Raw genomic sequence first — 22,518 nt, 5'->3', positions numbered from 1 at the left:
TTGCGCGGAGCTCGCACCGGCATTCCTCAGAGCCTGACGTGTGGCCCATAAAGGTCTTCTGGACTATCTCTGGATTTCAGTTCAGAGACTGCTTCACAGGCCATGGACCGCGAGCGGGCGGCAGCGCAGGTGCGCTGCACCGACTCGTCCGGCTCTGACCAGGAAGGACATGACGGACCCGCCGCACCGCGCGCGGGGGCGGCGATGAAGCGAAGACGGTGTCCGGAATTCACGCTGCCGAAGGGCAGCGCAAAGGCGGGAAGTGTCCGGGGTCACGACGAACCGGAAGCACGGAGGAATGGCTCGGCCACGGTAGGTGCTGGCGCATTCTCTCCGTCCGGCACGTCATTCCTTTCGCCCGAGACGATTTCCGCCGTCCCTATGATTGTGGACTGGCGTTCAAACGGCGGCATCTCCCGTGTTGCTCTCCCGTCACCGACGGCGGTCCTCCGAGTCCCACCAGCCGGGGTGGTCCCGGTACCAGGACACCGTCTCGGCGAGGCCCTGCTCGAAGGGCACGACGGGCTCGAAGCCCAGCTCCTCGCGGAGCTTGGTCCCGTCCAGCGAGTAACGCCGGTCGTGGGCCTTGCGGTCGGCGACCGGGCGGACGCGGTCGGGGCCGGCCCCGCACAGGTCGAGCAGCCGCTCGGTGACCTGCCAGTTGGTTCTCGGCGTGCCGCCGCCGACGTGGTACACCTCGCCGGCGCGTCCTTTGGCGAGGATCAGCTGGAGCGCCCGGCAGTGGTCGTCCACGTGGATCCACTCGCGCACATTGGTGCCGTCCCCGTAGAGCGGCACGGTCTCCCCGGCGAGCAGCCGGGTGGTGAAGAGCGGGATGAGCTTCTCGGGGTGCTGGTACGGCCCGTAGTTGTTGGAACACCGGCTCACGGACACGTCGAGCCCGTGGGAGCGCCAGTAGGCGCTCGCGATCAGATCGCTGCCGGCCTTGGTCGCCGCGTAGGGCGAACTCGGATCCATCGGCCACTGCTCGGTCCACGAACCGTCGTCGATGGAGCCGTACACCTCGTCCGTGGAGACATGGAGCACCCGTGGCACCTCGGCGTGCAGGCACGCCTCCAGCAGCGTCTGGGTACCCATCACATTGGTCCGCACGAACGCGGCGGGGGCGGACAGGGACCGGTCGACGTGGGACTCGGCGGCGAAGTGCACCACCGCGTCGTGTCCCGGCAGCAGGTCGAGCAGGGTCGGTGCGTCGCAGATGTCCCCTCGGACGAAGGTCATCCGGGGGTGGGAGGCCGGCAGGTTGCCGCGGTTGCCGGCGTAGGTGAGCAGGTCGAGGACGGTGACGTGGGCGTCCTCGTAGCCCGGGTACTCTCCCCGGAGCATGGCGCGGACGTAGGCCGAGCCGATGAACCCGGCACCGCCGGTCACGAGAATTCTCATCCGGTCAGCCTCATCAGGTCGTCTGAAGGCGCACGCTGGCGTGGTCGCCGACCATGAGCCGGTGCCGCCGTTCCGGTCCGGACGACATCACCTGGGCCGCCCGGCCGATCACCGAACCGTGCAGCCCCTCGACGCCGTCGACGGTCGCGGCGTCGAGCACGATGGAGAACGACACCTCGGAGCCGGTCACCACGCAGTCGTCGCCGATGGTGGTGTCGGGCCCGAGGACGCTGTCCTCCACGACGGTGCCGCGGCCGATGCTGACCGGGCCGGTGATGGTCGAGTTGACCACGCGGCTGTCGGTCCCGATCCGGACGGCGCCGACGATCCGGCTGGAGTCGTCGACCTTGCCCGCCACCCGGGGGGTGAGGGTGCGCAGCATCTCGCGGTTGCACTCCAGCATGTCGTCGACGCTGCCCATGTCTCGCCAGTAGCCCGTGTAGCGGGAGGCCCGGACGTCGTGTCCGTGGTCGATCAGCCACTGGACCGCGTCGGTGATCTCCAGTTCGCCGCGGGCGCTCGGTCCGATTGCGGCGACTGCGTCGTGGATGCGGGGGGTGAAGACGTACACCCCGATCAGCGCCAGGTCGCTGCGCGGCCGGGCCGGTTTCTCCACGACCCGCATGACCCGCTGCTCCGCGTCGAGTTCGGCCACACCGAACGCGCGTGGGTCGCCGACCGGCTGGACGGCGACCCGCGCGGGCGTGCGGTGGGCCCGGAAGTCGTCGAGGATGCCGTCGATGCCCTGCGGCAGCATGTTGTCGCCGAGGTACATCACGAAGTCGTCGTCCCCGAGGAACTTCCGTGCGACGGCCACCCCGTGGGCCAGGCCCCGGGGCGCGTCCTGCTGGAGATAGGTGATCCGCAGATCGAGGGCGCTCCCGTCGCCGAGGGCCGCGGCGATGTCCTTCGCGTAGCCCCCGACCACGATCCCGACCTCGGTGACGCCCTGGGCCCGCAGGTCCTCCAGGATGTGCACCAGCACCGGCTTGTTGGCCACCGGGATCAGCTGCTTGGGCATGGTGTGGCTGAAGGGCCGCAGCCGGGTGCCGGTGCCGCCCGCCAGGACGAGGGCCTTCACGAGACGGCCCCCGTCCCCGGCGCCGAGCGTGACACGGGCTCCGCGGTCGGCGCGGCCGCCGGCGCGGCACGCTTGCCGCCGTAGACCAACCGGCGCATCAGCGCGTCCAGCGGCCCCTGGCGCCCGGCGCGTTCGAGTGCGACGGCGACGGCGACCACGGTGAGCCACACCGCGACCGCGACCGCCGCGGCGCCAGTGGCGTGGATGTGGTCGCCCAGGCCGAAGGCGACGCGGGCGAGGACGAGCGCGAGCAGCGCGGACTGGAGCAGATAACTCGTCAGGGACCTGCGGCCGACGGCGGTGAGGGCCCGGCTCACCGGGCCGGGCTCCAGTCCGCGGTCCCGAAGCCGGGCCACGAGGAGCCCGAAAAGGGCCGCGTAGGCGAGGCCGCCGCAGAAGCCGGTGAGCACGTGCAGACCGGTCACCAGGCCGGTGGCCAGGTCGCCCGTCTGCCAGCTGCCCGCACCGATCAGGGCGAGCGGCACACCGCCGAGCACGGAGACCGTGCCGCCCCACACGGCGACCCGGCGCAGCAGCACCCGGTGGGCGGCCGGGTCGTCGAGGTACCGCTTGCGGGCGGCCCACGCGCCGACCAGGATCGCGGCCGGGATCGGCCAGCCGAGGAGAATGTGGATCGAGGCGAACGGCACCTGTCCGAGGCGCTCGCCCAGCGCCGCCACGTAGTCGTCGGCCCACACCGTGCCGCGGGTGGCCGCCGCGTCCTCGGTCTGCTCCATGGCCACGGCGACCGACAGCAGGACGGCGGTGACCGCGCCCACGGCCGCGCTGATCACGATGCCCTTGCCCAGCGCCCGGTCCCCGCGGGTGAGCAGCCAGCCGAACACCAGCGCGGCGACGCCATAGGGCGCGAGGATGTCGGCGGGGAAGATCAGCACGAAGTGCACGAAGCCGAACAGGACGAGGAAGAGACCGCGCTTGCGCAGCAGCCGGCCGGCCGCCTTCGCGGAGGTGCCCGCCGCCTGCTGCCGCATGACGAGCATCGCCATGCCGTAGCCGAAGAGCGCCGCGAACATCGGGTAGGCACGGTTGTCGACGAGGTCCAGGCAGAGGAAGGTGATGGTGCGGTCGAGCGCGTCACCGCCCTGGGGGTGGGTGACCGGGCCCGGGTCGCTGCCCGTCACGTACATGGGCGCGTGGGCCAGGGCGATGAGCAGCAGCATGAAGCCACGCGCGATGTCGGGTGCCGGGGAGCGTTCGGCGGCGATCACCCCCCGGCGTCTGACCGGCGTGTTCACAGTCCTGCGGGTCGCCATGGAGTCCTCCGAGGGGTGGTGTCTGGCTCCGAACCCGGCCGGGCCGGCCGGGCCGGATCCCCGCGGTCGGGCATGGGGTGTCTGCTCATCGGGACAGGGCCCGGCAGGCTGCGTAGTCGGGCAGCAGGCCCGCCGCGCGGGCCTCGGCGAGGGTCGGTGCGGCGATGTCGCGCTCGGACATGACCGGCTCGATTCCGTCCGGGAGGGGCAGCCCCAGCTCGGGGTCGAGGACGGAGAGCGCCAGTTCGTCGGCGGCGACATAGCTGCTCGTCAGCATGTAGGACATGACCGTGTCGTCCTCCAGCGCCACGAAGGCGTGGCCGACGCCGACGGGGAAGTACATCGCCCGGAAGTCGACCTGGTCCAGCAGGACGGCCTCCCACTTCCCGTAGGTCGGGGACCCGACGCGGATGTCGACGACGATGTCGAGCGCGGCGCCGCGCGCGCAGTAGACGTACTTTGAGGTGCCCGGCGGTGTCACCGTGTAGTGGACCCCGCGCACGACTCCCCGCCCGGACCGGCTGTGGTTGGTCTGCGCTGCGCGGAAGTGCCGGTGTCCCACCGCCTTCTCGAACGCCGTCGCCTGGAACGGCGAGACGAACAGACCGCGTTTGTCGGGGAAGACCGTCGGAGTGAACTCCACGGCTCCCTCGACGGCGAGTTCGCGTATTTCCATGGCTCCTCCAGGGCACGGACCCGTCGCGGTCGCTGACGGGAGGGGGCGGGACGGTGGCGGCGGACCCGGCTAGAGCGCCGCCAGCACCTCGCGCAGGACGCCGATCACTCGGTCCTGCACGGCGGGGGTGAGTGAGGGGTACATCGGCAGCGAGAAGATCTGGCCGGCCAGCGACTCGGTGACGGGCAGCGAACCGGCCGGCACCCCGAGACCGGCGAAGCCGGACATGGTGTGCACGGGCCACGGATAGCTGATGTTGAGGTCGATGTCGTGCTCCCGGAGCGCCTGGAGGATCCGGTCCCGCTCCGGGTGGCGCACCACGTACACGTAGTAGACGTGGTCGTTGCCGGGGGCGATCGCGGGCAGGGCCAGGTCCGTGCCGGCCAGGCCCTCGGCGTACCGCTCGGCGACGGCGCGCCGGGCGGCGACGTAGGCGTCGAGGCGGGGCAGCTTGCGGCGCAGGATCTCGGCCTGGACCTCGTCGAGGCGGGCGTTGTGCCCCGGGGTCTCGACGACGTAGTAGCGCTCCTCCATGCCGTAGTACCGCAGCCGGCGCAGCCGGCCGGCGGTGTCGTCGTCCCGCACCAGCACGGCGCCGCCGTCGCCGTAGGCCCCGAGGACCTTGGTCGGGTAGAACGAGAAGGCCGCCGCGTCGCCGGTGGTGCCCGCGAGGACGCCGTCGTGCCGTGCCCCGTGGGCCTGGGCGCAGTCCTCCAGCAGGGCGAGTCCGTGCGCGTCCGCGAGGGTCCGCAGCGGTGCCAGGTCGACGCACTGCCCGTAGAGGTGGACCGGCAGCAGGCAGCGGGTCCGTGCGGTGACGGCAGCGGCCACCTGAGCGGTGTCCATGAGGTACGTGTCGGGGTCGATGTCCACGAACACGGGCTTCGCGCCGACCGAGTCGATGGCGACCACCGTCGGCGCCGCCGTGTTCGAGACGGTGACCACCTCGTCGCCCGGCCGGACGCCGAGCGCCTGGAGGGCCAGCTTGATGGCGTTGGTGCCGTTGTCGACGCCGATGCAGTGCGGCATGCCGTGATAGGAGGCGAACTCCCTCTCGAAGCCGTGGGTGCTGGCGCCGAGGACCAGCCGGCCGGAGGAGAAGACGGTCTCGACGGCGTCGAGGATGTCCTTCCGCTCGGCGGCGTACTCCTCCAGGTAGTCCCACACTCTGGTCGTCACGGGCGGTCCGCTCCTTCCTTCACGCCGAGGAACAGGCCACGGCCGGACTGGGAACCTTCGATGAACTCGGGCGTGAACCCCGCGTCGCGCAGGGTCCGCTCGTACAGCGCCCGCGGGAAGAGCTGGTGGACGTAGGACTCCGCGAAGTGCCGCGCCCCGGTCTTCGGATCGGCGACGACGTAGTGCACGTCCATGCGTGAGACGTCCCCCTCGCGGGTGGTGTGGGAGAGGCGGGTGACGGTGCGGTGGTCGGGGCGCAGGACGTCCGCGGCCACGTACCCGTCGGTGAACGTCTCGGGGAACCACCACGGTTCGACGACCACGACGCCGCCGGGCCGCAGGTGCCGTGCGAAGCAGCGCATGGTGCCGCCCAGTTCGGCGGGGTCCTGATGGGCGACGGCGGCGAAGAGGCACACCACCGCGTCGTAGGTGCGGCCGAGGTCGAAGTCGCGCATGTCGCCCTGGTGCAGGGCGGCCTCGGGCAGCCGGTCCCGGGCGACGGCGAGCATCGCGTCGGACAGCTCGACACCCTCGGCCCGGTCGAACATGCCGAGGAAGTGGCGCAGGTGCCCGCCGGTCCCGCAGGCGACGTCGAGGACCGAGGACGCCCCGGGCACCCGCTCGCGGATCAGGCCGGCGATGTACGCGCTCTCCGCAGGGTAGTCCTTGCCGCGCAGCGTGTACACGAGGTCGTAGATCTCGGCGAACTCCGGTCCGTACACGGTTGTCCCCTCAGTCGGATGTCGTGGTGTCGGCCAGGGCGGCCACGGTCCGCTCCAGGGCGGCGCGCAGCGGGATTCTCGGCCGCCAGCCGGTCACGGCCCGGAAGGCGGAGGAGTCGATGGTGACGCTGCTGAAGTCCGTCGCGGGCGCGTCCGGCGGCGGCTCGACGGAGACGACCGGCACCGGAGGCCGGCCGAGCCGCGCCGCCACCAGGCCGGAGACGGTGCGGCAGACCTCGCCGAGCGGGTCGCCCCGGCCCGCGCCGAGCAGCCAGTGGCGTCCGGCCAGCGCGTCGCTGTGGTCGAGCGCGGCGACGAACGCACGGGCCACGTCCTCGACATGGACGAGGTCGCGCTTGACGCTGCCGTCGTGCCAGAGGGTGAGCGGTTCGCCGGCTAGTGCGCGCCGCACCATGAAGGAGACCACCCCGCGGTCGGCCCCGTGGAGGGCGTCGACGTATCCGAAGACCGTCGGCAGGCGCAGGCTGACGCCCCGCACGGCGCCGTCCGCGGTGGCGTCCATCAGGATCCGCTCGGCGGCGAGTTTTTGCTCGTCGTAGGCGGTGTGCGGAACGTCGGGCTCGCTGCCGTCGATGGGCCGGTCCGGGGTCAGGCCGACCTGGGAGGCGGCGCCCGCGTAGAGGACCAGGGGCGGCGGGCCGTCGCGCCGCCCGTCGCGCAGGATCTCGCAGAGGTTCTCCATGACGCCGACGTTGGCCGCGCGGGCGGTCGGGTCGCTCTCGGCGGCCCGCCAGCCGCCGCTGTGCATCACGAGGTGCACGATCACGTCCGCGCCGGCGACGGCGGCCGCGAGTTGCCCCGCGTCGGTGAGGTCGGCCAGGCGGACGTCCACGGTGGCCCCCGGGGCGAGGACGACGCTGCTGCGGCGGCGGGCCACGGCGTGCAGCCGCACGGGCCGCTCGGCGAACGCGGCCGTCACGGCGGATCCGACGAAGCCGGACGCGCCCAGGACGACGACGTCGAGCGGACGGTGCGGGTCGCTCTCCGGTGCGCCGGGGCGCTGTGCCGTGGTGGTCATGAGGACTCCCCCCGCCCCGGCTCCCCCGCGCCGCACGCCGGGTGTTCCAGGGCATGCAGACAGGCCAGCAGGCTGCGCGCCTGCATAGTGACGTAGTGGCTGTGGCGCAGCAGTGCGGACAGCTGGGCGGGCGTCGTCCAGCGGTAGCCAGGCGGCTCCGGAAGGTGCCCGGTCTCGACGATCAGATGCCGGCTGCGGGTGTGGAACAGCCGGCCTCCCTCGTCGGACAGGACGGTGTCGAAGAGGATCCGTTCCGGCCCGGCGCCCAGGACCTCGTCGAGGAAGGGCGGCCGTTCGCAGCCCGGGGCCGCGTCGTGGTCGCACGGGGTGCACTGCACGGTGGGGCCGAGCTCGACGACGTCCACGAAGCCCGGCTCGACACGCTGCTGGACGAGCACGTGCAGCACGCCGTCGATGCGGGTGACGAGAAAGGCGACGAGTCCGGTCCCGTGGGCGGCGATCATCGGCTGGCCCCACTCGGCGACCTCCCGGCCCGCGGCCTTCACCCGGACGCCGATGACGTCGAAGAAGCGGCCGCTCTCGTGGCCGATGGAGAGCGGACCGCGCCGCCAGTGCGCCAGCTGCGGCAGCGGCAGGCGTTCGGTGGTGACCTCGATCCGGCTGCGGGCCTCGGTGATCCAGCTGAGGATCTCCGCCGTGCCGGAGCGGACGCGCGGCGAGGATTCCGGCGCCGGCTCGTCGGGCGGGAACGGCAGACAGGCCAGCACGCTGCGGGAGTCCATGCTGACCAGGTCGTCGAAGCGGAGCAGGCCGAGCAGTTCGCCGAGCGGCAGCCAGCGGAACCCGTCGACCGCCTCGACCTCCGCGGTCACCTCGACGATCATGTTGCGGTTCCGCTTGCGCAGGAACCAGGATCCCTGTTCGGACTGCCGGGAGTCGGCGATGATCCGGTGACCGGTGGCCTCACGAAAATACCGAAGATAGGGAACCGATTTCCCGCGGTGCACTCCCGTGAAATTGCTTCGGGTGGCCTGGACCGTGGGAGAAAGCTGGAGTCCGTTGATGTTCCCTGGCTCTGCTTTCGCCTGCATCAGGCAGTGCAGTTCACCGTCGATCCGGCGTACGAGAATTCCGAGGATTCCTGTCTCCGGCTGATTGATGATGGGCTGGTCCCAGTGCTCGACGGGGCCGCCCGCATGGTGGGTCCGGATGCCCTCGACGGAGAAGAACCGGCCGCTGTGATGCGTCAGAGCTGAGGCGTCGGGGTCACAGTGCCAGCCGCTCACGGAGGCGAGCGGGACCCTTTCGACGTGGGTGTAGATGCTCTTACGGGCGTCCTCGAACCAGTGCCGGAAGGCTGACGGCACGGATGGTGAATCACCCATTGATGCATTCATCAGCAACTCTCGGGGACTAGGTCGGGACTGTGGCATCGCATTTCGTAATGCCTTATTTTCGCGCAGTCCACGGCCTTGTGGCGTCTCCCAGATTGCTCACACCGGAGTGTTGGGCAATTGCCGTCCCGGCAGTGGCGGCCGACCGGGGCCGGCCGCCGGGGCGATCATTCCTGAGCGCCGGTCAGGTGGTGGCAATGCCCCTCGTACACCCACTGCTCCCATTCCTCGGGCGTCCAGCCGCGCTCGGTCACCAGCAGATGGAACAGCTCCGGTCCGAGGAGGACGTACGAGATGTCGACGGCGCGCTCGACGGACAGGCCCTCGCGCAGCGCCTTCTTGGCCACCAGCGACTCGACGAAGCGGCGCTGGACCACCTGCCGCTGACGCTTGTTCGCCTCCCAGAGCTCCGCCCCGTCGCCGCTGGTCGTCGCCGCGTTGCGCAGTACCTCCAGCAGCGGGCCGACGCGTTCGTAGATCACGCGCGTCAGGTGCACCTGGAGCCGGAGCTGCTGCCGGGGGTCCTCGGCCTCCAGGGCCTCGACGACCTGGGGCCGCTCCAGGGTCGGCACCGGGTCCTCGTCGCCCGCGATGTGGACGTCGATGAGCTCCTTCAGGATCTGCTGCTTGCTCCCGAAGGAGAAGTAGATTGTCTGGACGGCGACCTTCGCCTCGCGGGCGATGGAGTCGATCGTCGTGGCGCCGTAGCCGTACTCGACGAACAGACTCATCGCGGCCTCCAGCATCCGGTTGCGGGTCTGCTGCGCCTTGAGCCGGCGGCCGGGGGACTTGCTCACCATCGTCGATCACTTCCTCGTCACTGCTACGGCGTCCGGCGCCACGGGGTGGGGAGCGGAGGACCGCCGGGCCGGTCGCCGCCGCACCGGCAGACCAGGTAAGTATGACTGCCGGCAGACGGCTCCGGCGGACGACCCCCGCGGGCGGGAAGCGGTGGAGCTCATGCGGGGTCGGCGATCAGTCAAGGGCACCGGCCGCCGGTGAGCGGCGCGCCGCGATCAGCGACCGGACGACCCGGTCCGGTCGGACGACCGAGGCGGGCTTCGCCAGCAGGTGCTGCATGTCCAGCATCACGCGGTGCGCGGGCACCGAGACGTGGCTGGCGAGCATGACCTGGCGCACATAGCGGTTGAGCAAGTCCGTCCCCACGCCCTTGGCACCGACCGTCTCCGGGTACATGAAGTCGCTGCTTGTCGACATCTGCCACGGTGTGTCGATCACCCGCGAGGCCGCACGGTAGAAGCGGCGCGCCATCGTGGGAGTCGCGGCCTTGTGGCGGTCGAGGCAGCGGGCGAGCTCGACGGCCTCCAGGGTGGCCGCGGTCATGCCCTGGCCGTACAGGGGGTTGAAGCTGCAGATGGCGTCGCCGAGCGCGACGAAGCCCTCCGGAACCTTCTTCAGGTGCTCGAACCAGCGCCGGCGGGCGGCCGGGTACGTGAAGCGCTCGGCGTCCCCGTCCTCCACCGGCTTGGTGCGGGCCAGCAGGTCCGAGACGATGGACGTGGGCAGCCCGTCGGCGAAGGCGGTGAACCCTTCCGGGTCGACCGGGGCGTGGGCCCGGTGCCACCCGCCGAGAGTGACGATCCAGCGGTCGCCCTCCACTGCGAAGATCGCGGCGGCGCGCTTGTCGTGGGGCGGCACCGCGGACATCAGGAACAGCAGCGCGCCGTCCTGCAGCTCACCGCCCTGACGGTGCATCATCCGTGTCGTGTAGCCGACGTCGATCTTGACCGTGGTGGTCTTCGGCGCGGGGCAGTCGAGCTCCTCGAGCCAGCGGTCGGTCCGTCCGGCGCTGCGGCCGGTGGCGTCGACGACGAGGTCGGCGCCGAGCCTGGCGCCGTCGTCGAGTTCGACGCCCAGCACCCGGCCGGACACACCGAACAGTCCGTTGACGGCGGTCCTGTCGCGGATCTCCACGTTGGGCAGGGCGGCCACCCGGCGGCGGACGGTGTGCTCGAGGTAGGCGCGGGTGAGGCTGATGCCCTGATGGCCGCTCTTGAACCGGGTGCGCAGCGCGCCCATCTGATGGAAGAGCAGGTCGTAGCCGGGGTCGAAGGGCACCGCGCCGCCGGCGATCAGCTCGTCGGTGAGGCCCGGGAACAGCTGGTCGAGCTTGCGGCGTCCGCTGATGAGCAGCGCGTGGGCGTGTGGGCTCTGCGGCACGCCCTTCCGGTCCGCCGCGACGTCGGGGAGCGTGTCCCGGTCGAGGACCGTGACTGATCCGAACCTGTTGGACAGCGTGCGGGCGGCGGCCAGGCCCCCGATCGACCCTCCGATGATCACCGCGTGTCCGCCGATGACGCCCACGTGCCCTCCCCAATAAGACAGCAAAATGCGGTGCGAGTGCACCGCCCGCACATTCTCGGCATACTGCTCCGAATGTGTCTTCTCCAGGGTTGCTCAGCCGCCGGTGATTGCCTCAGGAGGCGAAGAGTTCTGGGAGCGCGGCGCCGATCGTTACGCGTTCGGCGTCGAAAAGCCTTACTCGGGAAGGGGGCTGAAGAACGAGATCGACGGTCACCGTGGAGCCCGGCGAGATGCAGAAGGGACCGGCCGCCCCCACGGCAATGGGCTGTTTGCCGCCACCCGCTCTGCGGGACACGGCCTGAATGTGCCAGGGACCCTCGGGGACGTATTCGATGCGCCACGTCCCTTTGCCCTGTTCCATTCGGCAGCAGCGGGCCGGGCGTTCCTGGCGGGTGAGCGGGGGAATCGCGGCGACGAAGACCGGCTCGTCCTCCTGGCCGTCGCTGCGGAAAATCCTTCCCCGGAACGACCCGTAGGCGAAAGGCGCGTCGTCGGTGCGGCCGGCGGTGAAATCGACGGCGGCGGGACCGAGCTGGGCCAGCCGCCGGAAGCGCCCGGGTGAGACGCCGACGCTCCTGGTGAAGCGGGTCGTGAAGGTGCCGAGGCTCGAGTAGCCGACCTGGACGGAGATGTCCGCGACGCGGTCGGAGGTGAACAGCAGCTTGCGCTTGGCCGCTTCCTGCCGGACCGCCGCCAGGAAGCGGGCCGGCGGCAGCCCGGTCTCCTGCCGGAAGATCCGGGCCATGTGGAAGGAGCTCAGCCGGGCCGTGTTCGCCAGGACACAGAGCGACAGCTCCTCGTCGTACCGGTGACGTATCGCTTCGACGACGCTTTCGATCTCGGGCCGCATGCAGGACTCCCCCGTGAGGTGTACGCGCACCTGCACACCCGCGCCGGACCGGGACCGCGTGGCTGGCGGACACCGGCGGCGGAGTGTGCCGACATCTATGGAGCCGCTGGTCACCGCGGAGGTTCCCGAACGGCTTGCCTGTAGGCGTAGTGTACCTCTAGAGTCCCACGCGAGATAGCGACTCTAGAGAGGGACTTGGCAATGACCGTCGTCCGGATCACGCGCTTCAAGACCGACCCCGCCAACGACGCGGAGATGATCGACAAGCGGGCCACCCTGATCGCCGCGGTTCGCGAGTCCTACCCGGGACTCACCGAGGCCCGCCTCGGCCGCCTCGAGGACGGCACCTGGATCGACCACTGGTACTGGGAGTCCGCCGAGCACATGCAGAAGGCGCTGGCCTCGGCGCCCACCATCCCCGAGGCGGGCGCCGTGTTCGCGCTCACGACCGACGCCACCGCCGAGTCCGCGGAGATCGTGGCCGTCGTCTGAGGTCCTCGCCCGCCGCCGGCGCACACCGCACTCCCGCTTCTGCCCGCACGATTCCCTCGCGCGGGCAGAAGTTTTTTGCATCGCCTTGGTGAACTCGCCACCGGCCGTGCGCGTCCACCGGGGACGGCGTTCCCGGCGCCCGCCGAATACGGCACGCTACGCATCCGAACAACCGGACCTTTTCACGGCACGAAGGTACGCGGATATTGCCGAACGAGCCAGAAGGGCACGCGGGATCGAAATCCGACATCCCCGCCATACCGCTGCCGTAGGGGGCACCCCTAAGGGGGACCGCAAGAATGAAGAAGACACCGGCGCGCACGGTCTGCGAGGCTTTCCGGGTAAGGCAGTCCATCGTCGCCGATACGCCTCTCACCCCTGACGCACAGCCAGTGAGCCGATTCCGAGAATCACGCGCACTACGTAAGAACCATCGCGTCACACCACCTTCGCGCAGTTGACCGCACATCACAGAGATAGCCGCCCCGGGCATTCCGCCACGTTTTCCTGAACCTGGCGGATCATTCCTGTCGAGCTTTCTCTCGCCCGGGTCTACGCGCGACACATCGCGCTGCACGGACATTCTGTTCCGCGGACTTCCACAAAGAAGAATCCACATGGGGGCCATCATGGAGTACGCAATAAAATGCGCAGTGAAGACGATTCGAGAACGGTACTTCGAGCCGCTGACGCTGGATGAGCTGGCCCAGACCGCAATGGTGAGCAAGTTTCACTTCCTGCGCTCCTTCCGGCGTATCACCGGCGTCACCCCCGGCCGTTTTCTCAGCGCGATAAGGCTCCATGAGGCCAAGATCCTTCTGCTCACCACGTCCCTGAACGTGAGCGACATCGGCGCCCAGGTCGGCTACAGCAGCACCGGGAGCTTCACCCGGCGCTTCAGCGAGTCCGTGGGCTGCTCCCCCACCCAGTACCGGCACTCCGGGCACGGCCAGAACCCGCCCGTCGACCCGGGGTTCGCCCTCGCGGTCGAACGGCCCGCGGAGCGGGAGCAGGACCTCCTCCCGGAGGCGGAGCCCCGGGAGGAGGCGCAGGGCTGCGTCACCGGTGTGGTGAAGTCGCCCGGCAGGACCGCCTCCGGCATCTACATCGGCGTCTTCGAGAGCCCCATCCTGGAACGCGTGCCCGCGGCCCGCGCCGTCGTCGCGCACTCGGGCCAGTTCCGGATCGGCGGTGTGCCCGAGGGGACCTGGTACGTGCACGCCGTGGCGCAGGACCCGCGCACCGGCGCTCCCGGTGACACCACCGCGCACCAGCTGCTGGTCGGCACCGCGGGACCGGTCCGGGTGGCACCCGGCACCGATCCGATCGTGCAGATGACCCTGCACCCGCTGGGCTGGGCCAACCCGCCGATCCTCTTCGCCTTCCCCGGCGAAGGGGCCGCCTGACCCGCCGGAGCCGCCGGGCCGGCCCGACCGGTGCGGGGCCGGCGCCGTCGAGGCACGCCACGAGGGCCGGTCCGGAGGTGCGGCGCACCTCCGGACCGGCCCTCGCCGTCATGCGACCGCCCGGCCGGGAGGTCCGGCGGCCCGGTGGCTCAGAAGCTGTACTCGCCGAAGCGGCCCCAGGCGACGAACACGGCCAGCGCCAGCAGGACCAGGTTGACCACGACGGCGGGCGCCTCCTTGCGCCGGACGTGGACGACCGCGGCCAGGGCCATGATGACGGCCAGGCCGGTCGCCGCGACGGGCACGAGCCCCGGAGCGACGTCGAGGACCGCGGGCAACACGAGGCCGACGGCCCCGAGCACCTCGACCGCGCCGATCCCCTTCACCGCACCGTCGGAGAAGTCGGCGGCCCACGGCATGTTGCCGGACGCCAGTTCCGTCCTCGGCGTGACGACCTTCATCAGCCCGACGGCGGCAAACAGAAAAGCGACGATTCCCGCAACGATCCATAAGGTGGTGTTCATGTCTGTCTTTCCTCTGCTTTCTCACTCGTGAGCATGGGTCAAAGGATCCCCCCGGAAGCCTCTGCATTTCTGCATTACTGTGGAATTGGCCGGAACTCTGCACGGACAGGCCGTGGCCCCGGCACGGACGTCCGTGCCGGGGCCACGTCACAGGGTGCGGACGATGACCGTCACACCTCGCCCTCGATGTGCGCCCGGACGAACTCGTAGGCCCGGTCGCCGATCTTGCGGCCCATGGACCAGGAGGCCTCGATCGCCGGCATGAAGTGGACGCCTCCCCAGAACCTGCTGAGTCCGCAATCCCTGGTCCAGTCGGTCCAGGAGGTCCAGCGGAGTTCCAGCGGCTGGTGGGGCGTCACTCCCGGTTCGACGACCGACGAGCCCTTGGCGCGGGTCACCTTGAGGTCCACCGCGTCCGTCCCCAGGAACCGGCGGACCGCCTGGGCCTCGGCGGAGCACAGGGAGGTGGATCCGGACGGGTACTCGGGATGGTCGGGCGTGCCCACATAGCTCTGCCACTGGTCGGCGGGGATGGAGACGGTCCCCTTCCCGGGGCCGCCCCAGGCGCGCACGGGCCGCCGTCCGTACACGTGGCGGATCGCGGTGTGCGGGCGGACGGCGTCGTAGACGACTTTGTTGTACCAGGCGAAGATACTGGCGTCGAAGGTGGCTGTGTCGGCCACCGTGTGTATCTGCACCCAGCCGTCGAGGTCGAGGCCGGCCTTGTCCGACGCGAAGCCGACGGCCGCGCCGAGGCTCAGGAACTTGTCGTCGAACATCTCGCACTTCATCTTCTGTTCGTCCGTCAGACTCGCGGACATGGCCAGGATGTCATCCACCTGGCGCCGGTACTCGACGCGGTTGTGGTGGTTGCTGGCCCGCGGGGCGGGCACCCGGAACCCGCTCGGGTCGCTGTACGAGTAGGGCCGCACCCGGGCGAGCTGCGGGGTGACGAACTGCTGGACCTGGAAGATCCCGTTGTCCTTGGTCACGACGAGCGGCTGCCACCGGGACGGATCGCGCAGCCGGTAGGCGGTGTTCTGCGGCTGGTAGCCGGTGTAGTCCGCATAGGGCAGGCGGTTGTACTCGCGTCCGCCGTGGTCGCCGAGCTGGTTCATGCCGTCGTGCAGACGGCTCTCGAGGACGTGCCGGGCGGCGAGGTTGCCGATGCCGATGGGCGACTCGGTGTTCTCCTGGGCGTCGTCGGGGTCCATCCCGACCGAGACCATGGTGTCGCGCCACAGCTGCCTGTACGCCGGCAGCAGGAAGTCGTACATGCGGTACGAGGCGTAGAGCAGCGCGATGTTCTTGTTCCGGTTGGTCGCCGCCTCCGACGCGGGGCGCCGCCCGAGAGCCGAGTGGATGCCCACCGCGGTGGGGTGGTACGGCGCGATCGCGTCGAACCAGGCGTGGGCCACCAGGTTCGCGAAGCGGATGATCAGCGAGGCGTCGCTCGGCGCCACGGCCGCCCGCGCAGGCTCGCCGACGACCGGCCCGAAGACGTCCAGCGCGGCGTTGCCGCTGTCGAAGTCGAAGTGGTGCAGCGCAGTGGCCGCGGCGGCCGGACGGGCGGCCAGTCCGAAGCCGTCGGTGGCGACCGCGCCGGCTCCGGCGGCGATGCCGAGCAGGAGCGACCTGCGCGGTGTGCCCGGTCTTCCGTTCACTGTCCATGCGTTCATTGCGAACCCCCCCTTGTCCGGAAACCGACGGCAGGTGTGCCGCCGATGCACGACCTTCACAGGGGTCACGAAGGGTGTCGCCTCCTGGATTGCTCAGGCGCGATGCGGTATGGGCGGTTCCGCTCCCCCGGGCGGATCGCCCGCCCGGGGGCGTCGCAGGGAGGGGGCGTGAATTCACACGGCGCACCTTCCCTCCACGGCACCCGGGGCGTGCGGCGGACACCCCCTGCTTCATTCATAAGAGGGAGACACTAGAGCTCTCATATAGTAACGTCTCACGGCGATCGGGGTCACACGGCGGACGGGACGAGTCCGAGGACCCGTCCCGTCCGTGTGTCGCCCTCCGGCACGGCTCCCGCCGCCCGGGCCGAGGGGGTCACTGCGGCGAAGGGGGCTCCACCACGCCGACGAGGTGGACGTAGAGGACGGAGGAGTCGACTCCGTCGAGCCCGAGAGCCGCGTTGACCGTGTCGTCGTAGAAACCGCCGATCCCCACCGACGACTTGCCCAGCCACGTCGCGACGAGCGCCAGGTTCTGCGCGAGGTGGCCGCTCTCCTGAAGGACGAGACGATAGGAGCGCAGGCCGTAGTGGAGCCTCTGGAATGTCAGGTCCGCGACCGTGAAGACCCACAGCGGACAGTCGTCGACGTGCAGGTTCCCGCCGGCCTTCGGCGGGAACACCACGCTCGGGTCGGTGGCGGGAGCCATCCGCACCAGCTCGGCGCAGATGTCCTGGTCACCAATCCTGTCCAGCGCGTGGCCCTCGGGGTCGTAGAGATAGGCCCCCCGCTCGAGCCCTTCGACGTCGTGGCAGTAGAGCAGTATCCGCAAGGGGTAGCGGGTGCCACCGCTCGGATAGGGCCGCACGGGATACGAACTGTCCGCCCCGGGCATGGTTTTGTGCGCCGTGACCCCGGCCGAGAAGTAGAGCAGGGCGCTCAGGTCGCCGAGGGTGAACGGTCCGCGGTAGGTGCCGTACGCGCTGCGCCGGGCGAGCAGCACCTCCTCGAAGGGCAGGGCGCCGGCCGGCGCGGCGGGGCGCTCCAGCGCGACGCGCGCGAGCGGCGGAGGGAGTTCCTGGCGTCCCTCCGCCGTCGCGCCGGGCATGTCGGGGCGCTGGTCCGTCAACCGGGCGTCGAAGAACTTGCCGTGCTCGTGCAGCAGCCGGTCGGGGGACAGCTGGGTGTCGGCGAAGTAGGGCACCCGGGGGCCGCCGGAGACCAGGTCCATCGACACCAGCCAGGCGGCGTACGCCTCGTCCTGCGCGGTGAGCCCCAGTTGGTTCATCAGCAACCGGGCGAAGGTCCGCAGCACCTCGCCCGGGGCGGCGGTGAGCAGTCCCGCCTCGTACGCCGGCGCGAGGGCGGCCCGCAGCGCGCACTGGTCGCGGTACCAGTCCCCGGCCGTGGTGCCGGGCAGGGCCAGTTCGGCCCGGGTGGCGGCGTGCCGCTGCCGCCATTCGGCCTCGTTGCGGAAGTGGTCCTGCTCCGCCCCGCTGCGGGCCGCGTGACGGTCGGCGGCCAGCGTGGAAGTGTGGGTGCGCAGCCAGGACGCCGCGCGCCGGGGTTCCGGGTCCGCGGCCGTCGCGGAAGCGAGGAGCAGTGCGGCCGCGGCCCGCAGCCGCTTCTCGCGCGACGGCGTGGCCACCAGGACGGCGAGGGCGGTCCGCGCGGTGCGGGCGAGGTGCGGTACGCAGCGCGCGAACCCTTCGCCGCCACCGAACGGGCCGGTGTCCGGACCCGTCTGGGCGGCCGCCGCGCCGTCGACGACGGCCGCCGGATCGGTCACCGCAGCACGGAGCGCGTCGCCGAGCGGCGCGAGGGCGCGACCGTCCGGGCCGTACAGACGGAACGTCAGGTGACCGCCGTCCTCGTCCGTGCGCTCGGCGAACCAGCCGCGCACGTCACCGGCAACCTCGCGCGCGGCCGCCCAGGGGGCGACGGTGCCGAGCAGAAGGCGTTCCGCCAGTGCCTCGTCCTTGCCGAGCGCCACGCGCAGGGAGTGCCAGCGCTCCGCCGCGCCCTCCGTGCCGTCCGCCCGCGCCATTGTCGTCATCCCGTCACCCGTCCTCGGTCCGCGCATTGTCCAGGAATTCATCTGTGCCGCATCGGAATTGGTGACGATAGTCGCGCTGGAGCGGACTCCACAAGACCCGACGACTCAGGCCCGAGAAAGCAATTTGGGATATTCTCGCACCGCCCGCCGCATGCGAAAATTCCCCTTAATACACAAGGGAGCCATCCCTCTCCCGGGAGAGTACGTCGCAGCACCAGGTAAACGCGGGAAAAGCCTCTCCCCTACCTCCCGGACAGGCGTCCGGGCTCGGTTCTCCGCCCTGCGCACACCGGCGGGCGGTGGTGTTGAACGTGGCAGAAGACAGCTCGTCCCCGCTCTTGAACGGGGTGGGGACATCAGCTCGGGAGACTCGGAAATGAAGTCGATCAAAGTACTCGTCGCCGGCGGGGGAATAGGCGGACTCGCTCTCGCCGTCGCCCTGCGCGAACGCGGCATCGCCGTGGAGGTCTTCGAACGTGCCAAAGGCTTCGGGAACACCGGTTCGGGCATCGAGCTGACGCCCAACGGCGTCAAATCCGTGGACCGGATCAGCGCCCGGCTGGGCGAGGCCGTGCGCCAGGCCGGCTGGTCCAGCGAGAGCCACGCCTGCGACATGCCCATCATGTCCTCGGAGGGCAGGCTCCTGAAGAGCCGCGAGGTCGGGAACTTCCCCGCCAAGTGGGGCGCTCCCATGATCGGTATCCTCCGGGCCGACCTGCACCGGATCCTGGCCGACGCGGTGAGCCGCCCGGGCCCCGCGCCCGTGACGGTGCATCACCAGTCCGCCGTGGTCGGGGCGGCCACCGACGGGCGGACCGCGAGCCTGACGCTGGCCGACGGCCGCACCGTCACCGGTGACGTGGCCGTCGGCGCGGACGGGGTGCGCTCCACCCTGCGCGGCATCGTCGCCGGGAACGTGCCGCCGCGGTACCTCGGGTTCACCTCCATCCGCGGCATCTCCAAGCGGCCCCCGCAGCACGGCGACGGCTTCGTCTTCGTCGGCCCGGGCGGCCACTTCTTCGCTGAGGCGTTCGACGACACCCGGCTCTTCTGGACCGCGACCGTGAACTCCCCCGAGCACGTCTGGCCCGCCAAGCCGGTGGAGCAGGCCAAGTCGGACCTGCTGGAGCTGTGGGGCGGCTGGTCCTCCCCGCTGCCGGAGACCGTCGCCTCCTGCGCCCTGGAGGACATGGTGGTCACCGACGTCCACGACTGCCCCCCGCTGAAGCGCTACCACACCGGCCGGCTCGTGCTGCTCGGGGACGCCGCACATCCGATCGGCCCGGTGCTCGGCCAGGGCGCCAACATGGCGCTGGAGGACGTCGCGACGCTGGCCTGCCTGCTGGCCGAGCAGGACATCCCGGCCGCGCTGCGCCAGTACGGGCGGGTCAGGTCCCGCCGTGCCAACAAGATCGTCCAGCATTCCCGGTTGCTCGCCCGGCTGGGGCACACCACGAACCCCCTGGTGGGCCGGATCCGCGACGCGCTGATCAGTTCCATGAAGCGCCGCGAGGACACCTACCGGGACAAGGAGCTGTTCAGCTACAGCCCTTGAGTCCCACCGCACCACCGCCATCCGCCCCGCACCGCGACACCGGTTCCTACCACGACAGAGGACAACGATGACCAACCTCGCCGACTACGTGTTCCACAACGTCCCCGCGCAGCTGAGCCCGCTGGAGGAGTTCCTCGACCCCTTCACCCGCGCCGAACTCGCCGAGATCGCACCGACGCCGGGCGGCCGCTTCCTCGACCTGGGCGCAGGCGGCGGCTCGGTGACCCGGATGCTGTCCGAGATCGCCGGCGAGTCGGGCACGGTCGCCGCCATCGACCAGGACGCCCACATGGTGGCCCCTGGCCCGAACGTCTCCATACACACCCAGGACCTGAGCACCGGCGAGCCGCTGCCCGTCGAGGGTCCGTTCGACCTGGTGCACGCCCGGCTGCTGACCCACCACCTGGAGAACCGGGTGGAGTTCGTGCACCAGCTGGCCGGTTCCCTCAAGCCTGGCGGCTGGCTCCTGCTGGGCGAGTTCGTCCGTTCGGCCCCCAAGGTCGTCTCGGCGCCCAGCGAGAAGCACGCCGAGGCCTTCGTACGGGTCCTGGACGGACTCTACGACGTGATGACGGCCCGCCACACGCACGGCGCCTGGGGCCACGAGGTGCACGCCACCATGCTTGACGCCGGGCTGACCGATGTGCGCACCCAGTGGCACTACCAGAGCTGGACGGGCGGGGGCCACGGCTGCCGTCTCTTCGAGAACAACGTCAGCCAAAAGCGCGACGCCATGATCGAGGCGGGCTTCGACGCCGCGGACATCGACCTCTTCCTCGCCTCGATGCACGACCCGGCGATGGTCGTCCGCAGCCACGAGTTCGTGTCGATCCGCGGCCGGCGTGGCTGAGGGAGGTCCCGCCGTGAGCAGTCGCAGGCGGCACATCGCCTTTTTCAACGTCCCCGCCCCCGGGCACCTGATGCCCACGCTCGCGGTCGTCGAGGAACTGGTGCGGCAGGGCCACCGCGTGAGCTATCCGGCGACCGCGGCCTACGCCGACGACGTGGCGTCCGCGGGCGCCGACGTCGTCCCGTACGAGTCCACCATCGACGTGCAGCGGGACTTCCCGGCCGGCACCGAGAACTGGCTGGCCAAGGTCCTGCTGAGCGGCGTGCGCGAGGGGATCCACACCACGTCCCTGTTCGACGCGCACTTCGCCGGCGACCGTCCGGACGCCGTCGTCTACGACGGCTACGTGCGCTGGATCGGCGAGCTGCTGGCCGAGAAGTGGCAGGTCCCGGCGGTGCGGCTGTTCCCGGTGGGCTGTGTCAGCCAGCACGTCACCCCGGCCGCCATCGGCGATGCGGCCTACGCCGAACTGACCCGGGAGATGGGCCGTTTCGCCGCGCTGAACGGCGTCGACCCGGCGTTCGGCTTCCACGGGCTGAAGGGCGATCCCGAGGCGCTGAAGATCGTTTTCTATCCGAAGCGGTTCGGCTACGTCGACGCCGAGACCGACGACAAGTTCCGCTTCGTCGGGCCGTGTCTGCGGGCCAAGGCTCTGGAGGGCGACTGGCAGCCGCCGGCGAGCGGGAAGCCGGTGGCGCTGCTCTCCCTGGGCACCAGTTTCAACCAGCAGCCGGAGCTCTTCCGGATGTGCATCGAGGCGTTCGAGGGCCTGCCGTGGCACGTGGTGGTCGCGGTGGGGCCCGGTGTCGACACGGCCTCGCTGGGGCCGCTGCCGCAGGACGTGGAGGTGCATCCGTGGGTGCCCTTCCAGGCCGTCCTGGAGCACGCGCGGCTGATGGTGTGCTCCGGCGGCACGGGCACCGTGATGCACGCGCTGCACACGGGCACCCCGCTGGTGGTGCTGCCCCAACTGGCGGCGGCGGACGGACTGGCGCGCCAGCTGGAGGAGTTCAACGTGGGGCGGGTGATCGGCAGGGAGGAGGCGTCCGCGAAGGCGGTACGCGCGGCCGTGCTCGACATCACCTCCGACGAGTCCGCGGCGGCCGCCACCCGGGACATGCAGAGCCATGTCCTCGCGTCGGGCGGCGCCGTGCGCGCCGCGGCCGAGATCCTGGCGCACATCGACGGCGCCACGGCCCGGCCGTAGGGCCCTGTCCCCGGATCAGGGCGGAGCCGGCCGCGACGGCTGCTGGACCGCGAGGTTCAGGAGCCGTCGTAGTCGGTGCCCGACAACTGCTGCGCGAAGTTGATGAGCTCGGTCTCGAAGAGGGCGCCGCTGTCGGTCACCGCCCAGTCCATGTGGCCGAAGATCTCCATGGCGATGATGCCGTAGAGCCGTGCCCAGGCGGCCAGGAAGGCGAAGATGACCGGGAGCCGGAGCCCTTCCTGCCCCTCCAGGTAGTCCCGCAGACCCGGGGCGAGACGGTCCTCGATGAGCTCGACCGGCGGGGTGCGCAGCTGGCCGCGCCGGTCCAGCTCCGCGATCTCGCCGAGGAAGGTCACGCCCACGCAGGCCGGCGCGTAGTCCGGCTCGGGCGAGTCGCCCTGTTCGACGCCCGGCGGCGGCGGTCCGAGCATCAGTCCGAACTCGGCACGGTGCTCAAGCCCCCAGTCCCGGAAGGCACGTGCCATCGCCAGCAGGCGCGGCAGCGGGTCGTCCTTGGGAACGGTGTCGCGCGCGAGGGTGGTGACCGAGCCCAGCTCCTGGAAGAGGTCGCTGCGCACGTCCGCGAGCAGCGCCTCGAGGCTCGGGTAGTAGCGGTAGAGCGCCGAGGGCGTCATGCCCATCTCGCGCGAGATGGCCCGCAGCGACACGGCTCCCGGGCCCCCCTTGACCAGCAGCTCCTTGGCCACGCCCTTGATCTCGGCCACGGCGGACGCCCGCCGCTTCTCACGCCAGTTCGTTGCCATCCGCCTGCCCAGTCCCTCGGTTCCGACCGTGTCCCCGACATTCTACGAGAACACGCTTGACAGTAGAGTACATGGACCTG

Annotated in this window: 20 protein-coding genes; 5 read left to right on the top strand and 15 right to left on the bottom strand. The window is 70.7% G+C overall.

Annotated elements, in window-relative coordinates:
* Positions 1 to 432: 432 nt before the first annotated feature.
* The 11 genes from rfbB to C1I97_RS00895 all read right to left on the bottom strand — a co-directional run bounded on the left by rfbB (position 433) and on the right by C1I97_RS00895 (position 11,905).
* Positions 433 to 1,404 (bottom strand): dTDP-glucose 4,6-dehydratase, encoded by a 972-nt coding sequence (gene rfbB, locus C1I97_RS00945; RefSeq protein WP_111001297.1) that lies wholly within the window; start codon positions 1,402 to 1,404, stop codon positions 433 to 435.
* Between the two features lie 13 nt (positions 1,405 to 1,417).
* A complete protein-coding gene (locus tag C1I97_RS00940; RefSeq protein ID WP_111001296.1) occupies positions 1,418 to 2,485 on the bottom strand; it encodes a glucose-1-phosphate thymidylyltransferase in 1,068 nt (355 codons plus the stop codon).
* Positions 2,482 to 3,759: a DUF418 domain-containing protein gene (locus tag C1I97_RS00935; RefSeq protein ID WP_111001295.1), complete on the bottom strand. Its 1,278-nt coding sequence runs from the start codon at positions 3,757 to 3,759 to the stop codon at positions 2,482 to 2,484. The genes C1I97_RS00940 and C1I97_RS00935 overlap by 4 nt, the downstream gene beginning before the upstream one ends.
* Positions 3,760 to 3,844: 85 nt before the next feature.
* Complete coding sequence (locus C1I97_RS00930) at positions 3,845 to 4,435, bottom strand: dTDP-4-dehydrorhamnose 3,5-epimerase family protein (protein WP_111001294.1); 591 nt, start codon at positions 4,433 to 4,435, stop codon at positions 3,845 to 3,847.
* Between the two features lie 69 nt (positions 4,436 to 4,504).
* Positions 4,505 to 5,614, bottom strand: coding sequence for a DegT/DnrJ/EryC1/StrS family aminotransferase (locus C1I97_RS00925; protein ID WP_111001293.1), 1,110 nt, complete (start codon positions 5,612 to 5,614; stop codon positions 4,505 to 4,507).
* Positions 5,611 to 6,336: a class I SAM-dependent DNA methyltransferase gene (locus tag C1I97_RS00920; RefSeq protein WP_111001292.1), complete on the bottom strand. Its 726-nt coding sequence runs from the start codon at positions 6,334 to 6,336 to the stop codon at positions 5,611 to 5,613. The genes C1I97_RS00925 and C1I97_RS00920 overlap by 4 nt, the downstream gene beginning before the upstream one ends.
* A 10-nt stretch (positions 6,337 to 6,346) precedes the next feature.
* Positions 6,347 to 7,375: an NAD-dependent epimerase/dehydratase family protein gene (locus tag C1I97_RS00915; RefSeq protein WP_111001291.1), complete on the bottom strand. Its 1,029-nt coding sequence runs from the start codon at positions 7,373 to 7,375 to the stop codon at positions 6,347 to 6,349.
* Complete coding sequence (locus tag C1I97_RS00910; RefSeq protein ID WP_258382361.1) at positions 7,372 to 8,703, bottom strand: NDP-hexose 2,3-dehydratase family protein; 1,332 nt, start codon at positions 8,701 to 8,703, stop codon at positions 7,372 to 7,374. The genes C1I97_RS00915 and C1I97_RS00910 overlap by 4 nt, the downstream gene beginning before the upstream one ends.
* 194 nt (positions 8,704 to 8,897) lie before the next feature.
* Complete coding sequence (locus C1I97_RS00905) at positions 8,898 to 9,530, bottom strand: TetR/AcrR family transcriptional regulator (protein ID WP_258382360.1); 633 nt, start codon at positions 9,528 to 9,530, stop codon at positions 8,898 to 8,900.
* Positions 9,531 to 9,705: 175 nt separating this feature from the next.
* Positions 9,706 to 11,055 carry an FAD-dependent oxidoreductase gene (locus C1I97_RS00900; protein ID WP_111001289.1) on the bottom strand — a complete coding sequence of 450 codons (1,350 nt, stop codon included), beginning with the start codon at positions 11,053 to 11,055 and terminating at the stop codon, positions 9,706 to 9,708.
* Between the two features lie 112 nt (positions 11,056 to 11,167).
* Positions 11,168 to 11,905 carry a helix-turn-helix domain-containing protein gene (locus tag C1I97_RS00895; RefSeq protein WP_111001288.1) on the bottom strand — a complete coding sequence of 246 codons (738 nt, stop codon included), beginning with the start codon at positions 11,903 to 11,905 and terminating at the stop codon, positions 11,168 to 11,170.
* A gap of 201 nt (positions 11,906 to 12,106) precedes the next feature.
* Here C1I97_RS00895 and C1I97_RS00890 point away from each other — a divergent pair, with 201 nt between their 5' ends.
* Both C1I97_RS00890 and C1I97_RS00885 read left to right on the top strand, forming a co-directional pair.
* A complete protein-coding gene (locus tag C1I97_RS00890) occupies positions 12,107 to 12,397 on the top strand; it encodes an antibiotic biosynthesis monooxygenase (protein WP_111001287.1) in 291 nt (96 codons plus the stop codon).
* A gap of 653 nt (positions 12,398 to 13,050) precedes the next feature.
* The gene (locus C1I97_RS00885; RefSeq protein WP_181446500.1) at positions 13,051 to 13,803 is read left to right on the top strand and encodes a helix-turn-helix domain-containing protein; all 753 of its coding nucleotides are present in this window, start codon (positions 13,051 to 13,053) and stop codon (positions 13,801 to 13,803) included.
* 149 nt (positions 13,804 to 13,952) lie between these two features.
* Here C1I97_RS00885 and C1I97_RS00880 read toward each other — a convergent pair whose 3' ends face one another.
* From C1I97_RS00880 to C1I97_RS00870, 3 genes are all read right to left on the bottom strand, one after another.
* The gene (locus C1I97_RS00880) at positions 13,953 to 14,327 is read right to left on the bottom strand and encodes a DoxX family protein (protein ID WP_111001285.1); all 375 of its coding nucleotides are present in this window, start codon (positions 14,325 to 14,327) and stop codon (positions 13,953 to 13,955) included.
* A gap of 170 nt (positions 14,328 to 14,497) precedes the next feature.
* Positions 14,498 to 16,006, bottom strand: coding sequence for a vanadium-dependent haloperoxidase (locus tag C1I97_RS00875; RefSeq protein WP_111001284.1), 1,509 nt, complete (start codon positions 16,004 to 16,006; stop codon positions 14,498 to 14,500).
* A 376-nt stretch (positions 16,007 to 16,382) separates the two neighbouring features.
* Entirely contained in the window at positions 16,383 to 18,062 is a 1,680-nt protein-coding gene (locus C1I97_RS00870; protein ID WP_181446499.1) for a SagB family peptide dehydrogenase, read from the bottom strand.
* A 376-nt stretch (positions 18,063 to 18,438) separates the two neighbouring features.
* Between C1I97_RS00870 and C1I97_RS00865 the strand changes: the two genes are divergently transcribed.
* From C1I97_RS00865 to C1I97_RS00855, 3 genes are all read left to right on the top strand, one after another.
* Complete coding sequence (locus C1I97_RS00865; RefSeq protein WP_181446498.1) at positions 18,439 to 19,617, top strand: FAD-dependent oxidoreductase; 1,179 nt, start codon at positions 18,439 to 18,441, stop codon at positions 19,615 to 19,617.
* Positions 19,618 to 19,684: 67 nt separating this feature from the next.
* A complete protein-coding gene (locus C1I97_RS00860) occupies positions 19,685 to 20,467 on the top strand; it encodes a class I SAM-dependent methyltransferase (protein WP_111001281.1) in 783 nt (260 codons plus the stop codon).
* 13 nt (positions 20,468 to 20,480) lie between these two features.
* Positions 20,481 to 21,674 carry a macrolide family glycosyltransferase gene (locus tag C1I97_RS00855; RefSeq protein ID WP_111001280.1) on the top strand — a complete coding sequence of 398 codons (1,194 nt, stop codon included), beginning with the start codon at positions 20,481 to 20,483 and terminating at the stop codon, positions 21,672 to 21,674.
* Between the two features lie 56 nt (positions 21,675 to 21,730).
* On the opposite strand, the gene C1I97_RS00850 is transcribed toward C1I97_RS00855, so the two are convergent.
* The gene (locus C1I97_RS00850; protein ID WP_111001279.1) at positions 21,731 to 22,438 is read right to left on the bottom strand and encodes a TetR/AcrR family transcriptional regulator; all 708 of its coding nucleotides are present in this window, start codon (positions 22,436 to 22,438) and stop codon (positions 21,731 to 21,733) included.
* Positions 22,439 to 22,518: the final 80 nt, after the last annotated feature.

This window comes from Streptomyces sp. NTH33, assembly GCF_003236365.1.
GTDB lineage: Bacteria > Actinomycetota > Actinomycetes > Streptomycetales > Streptomycetaceae > Streptomyces.
The sequence above is the reverse complement of the archived record's forward strand: the minus strand, read 5'-3'. Positions and strand labels throughout refer to the sequence as shown.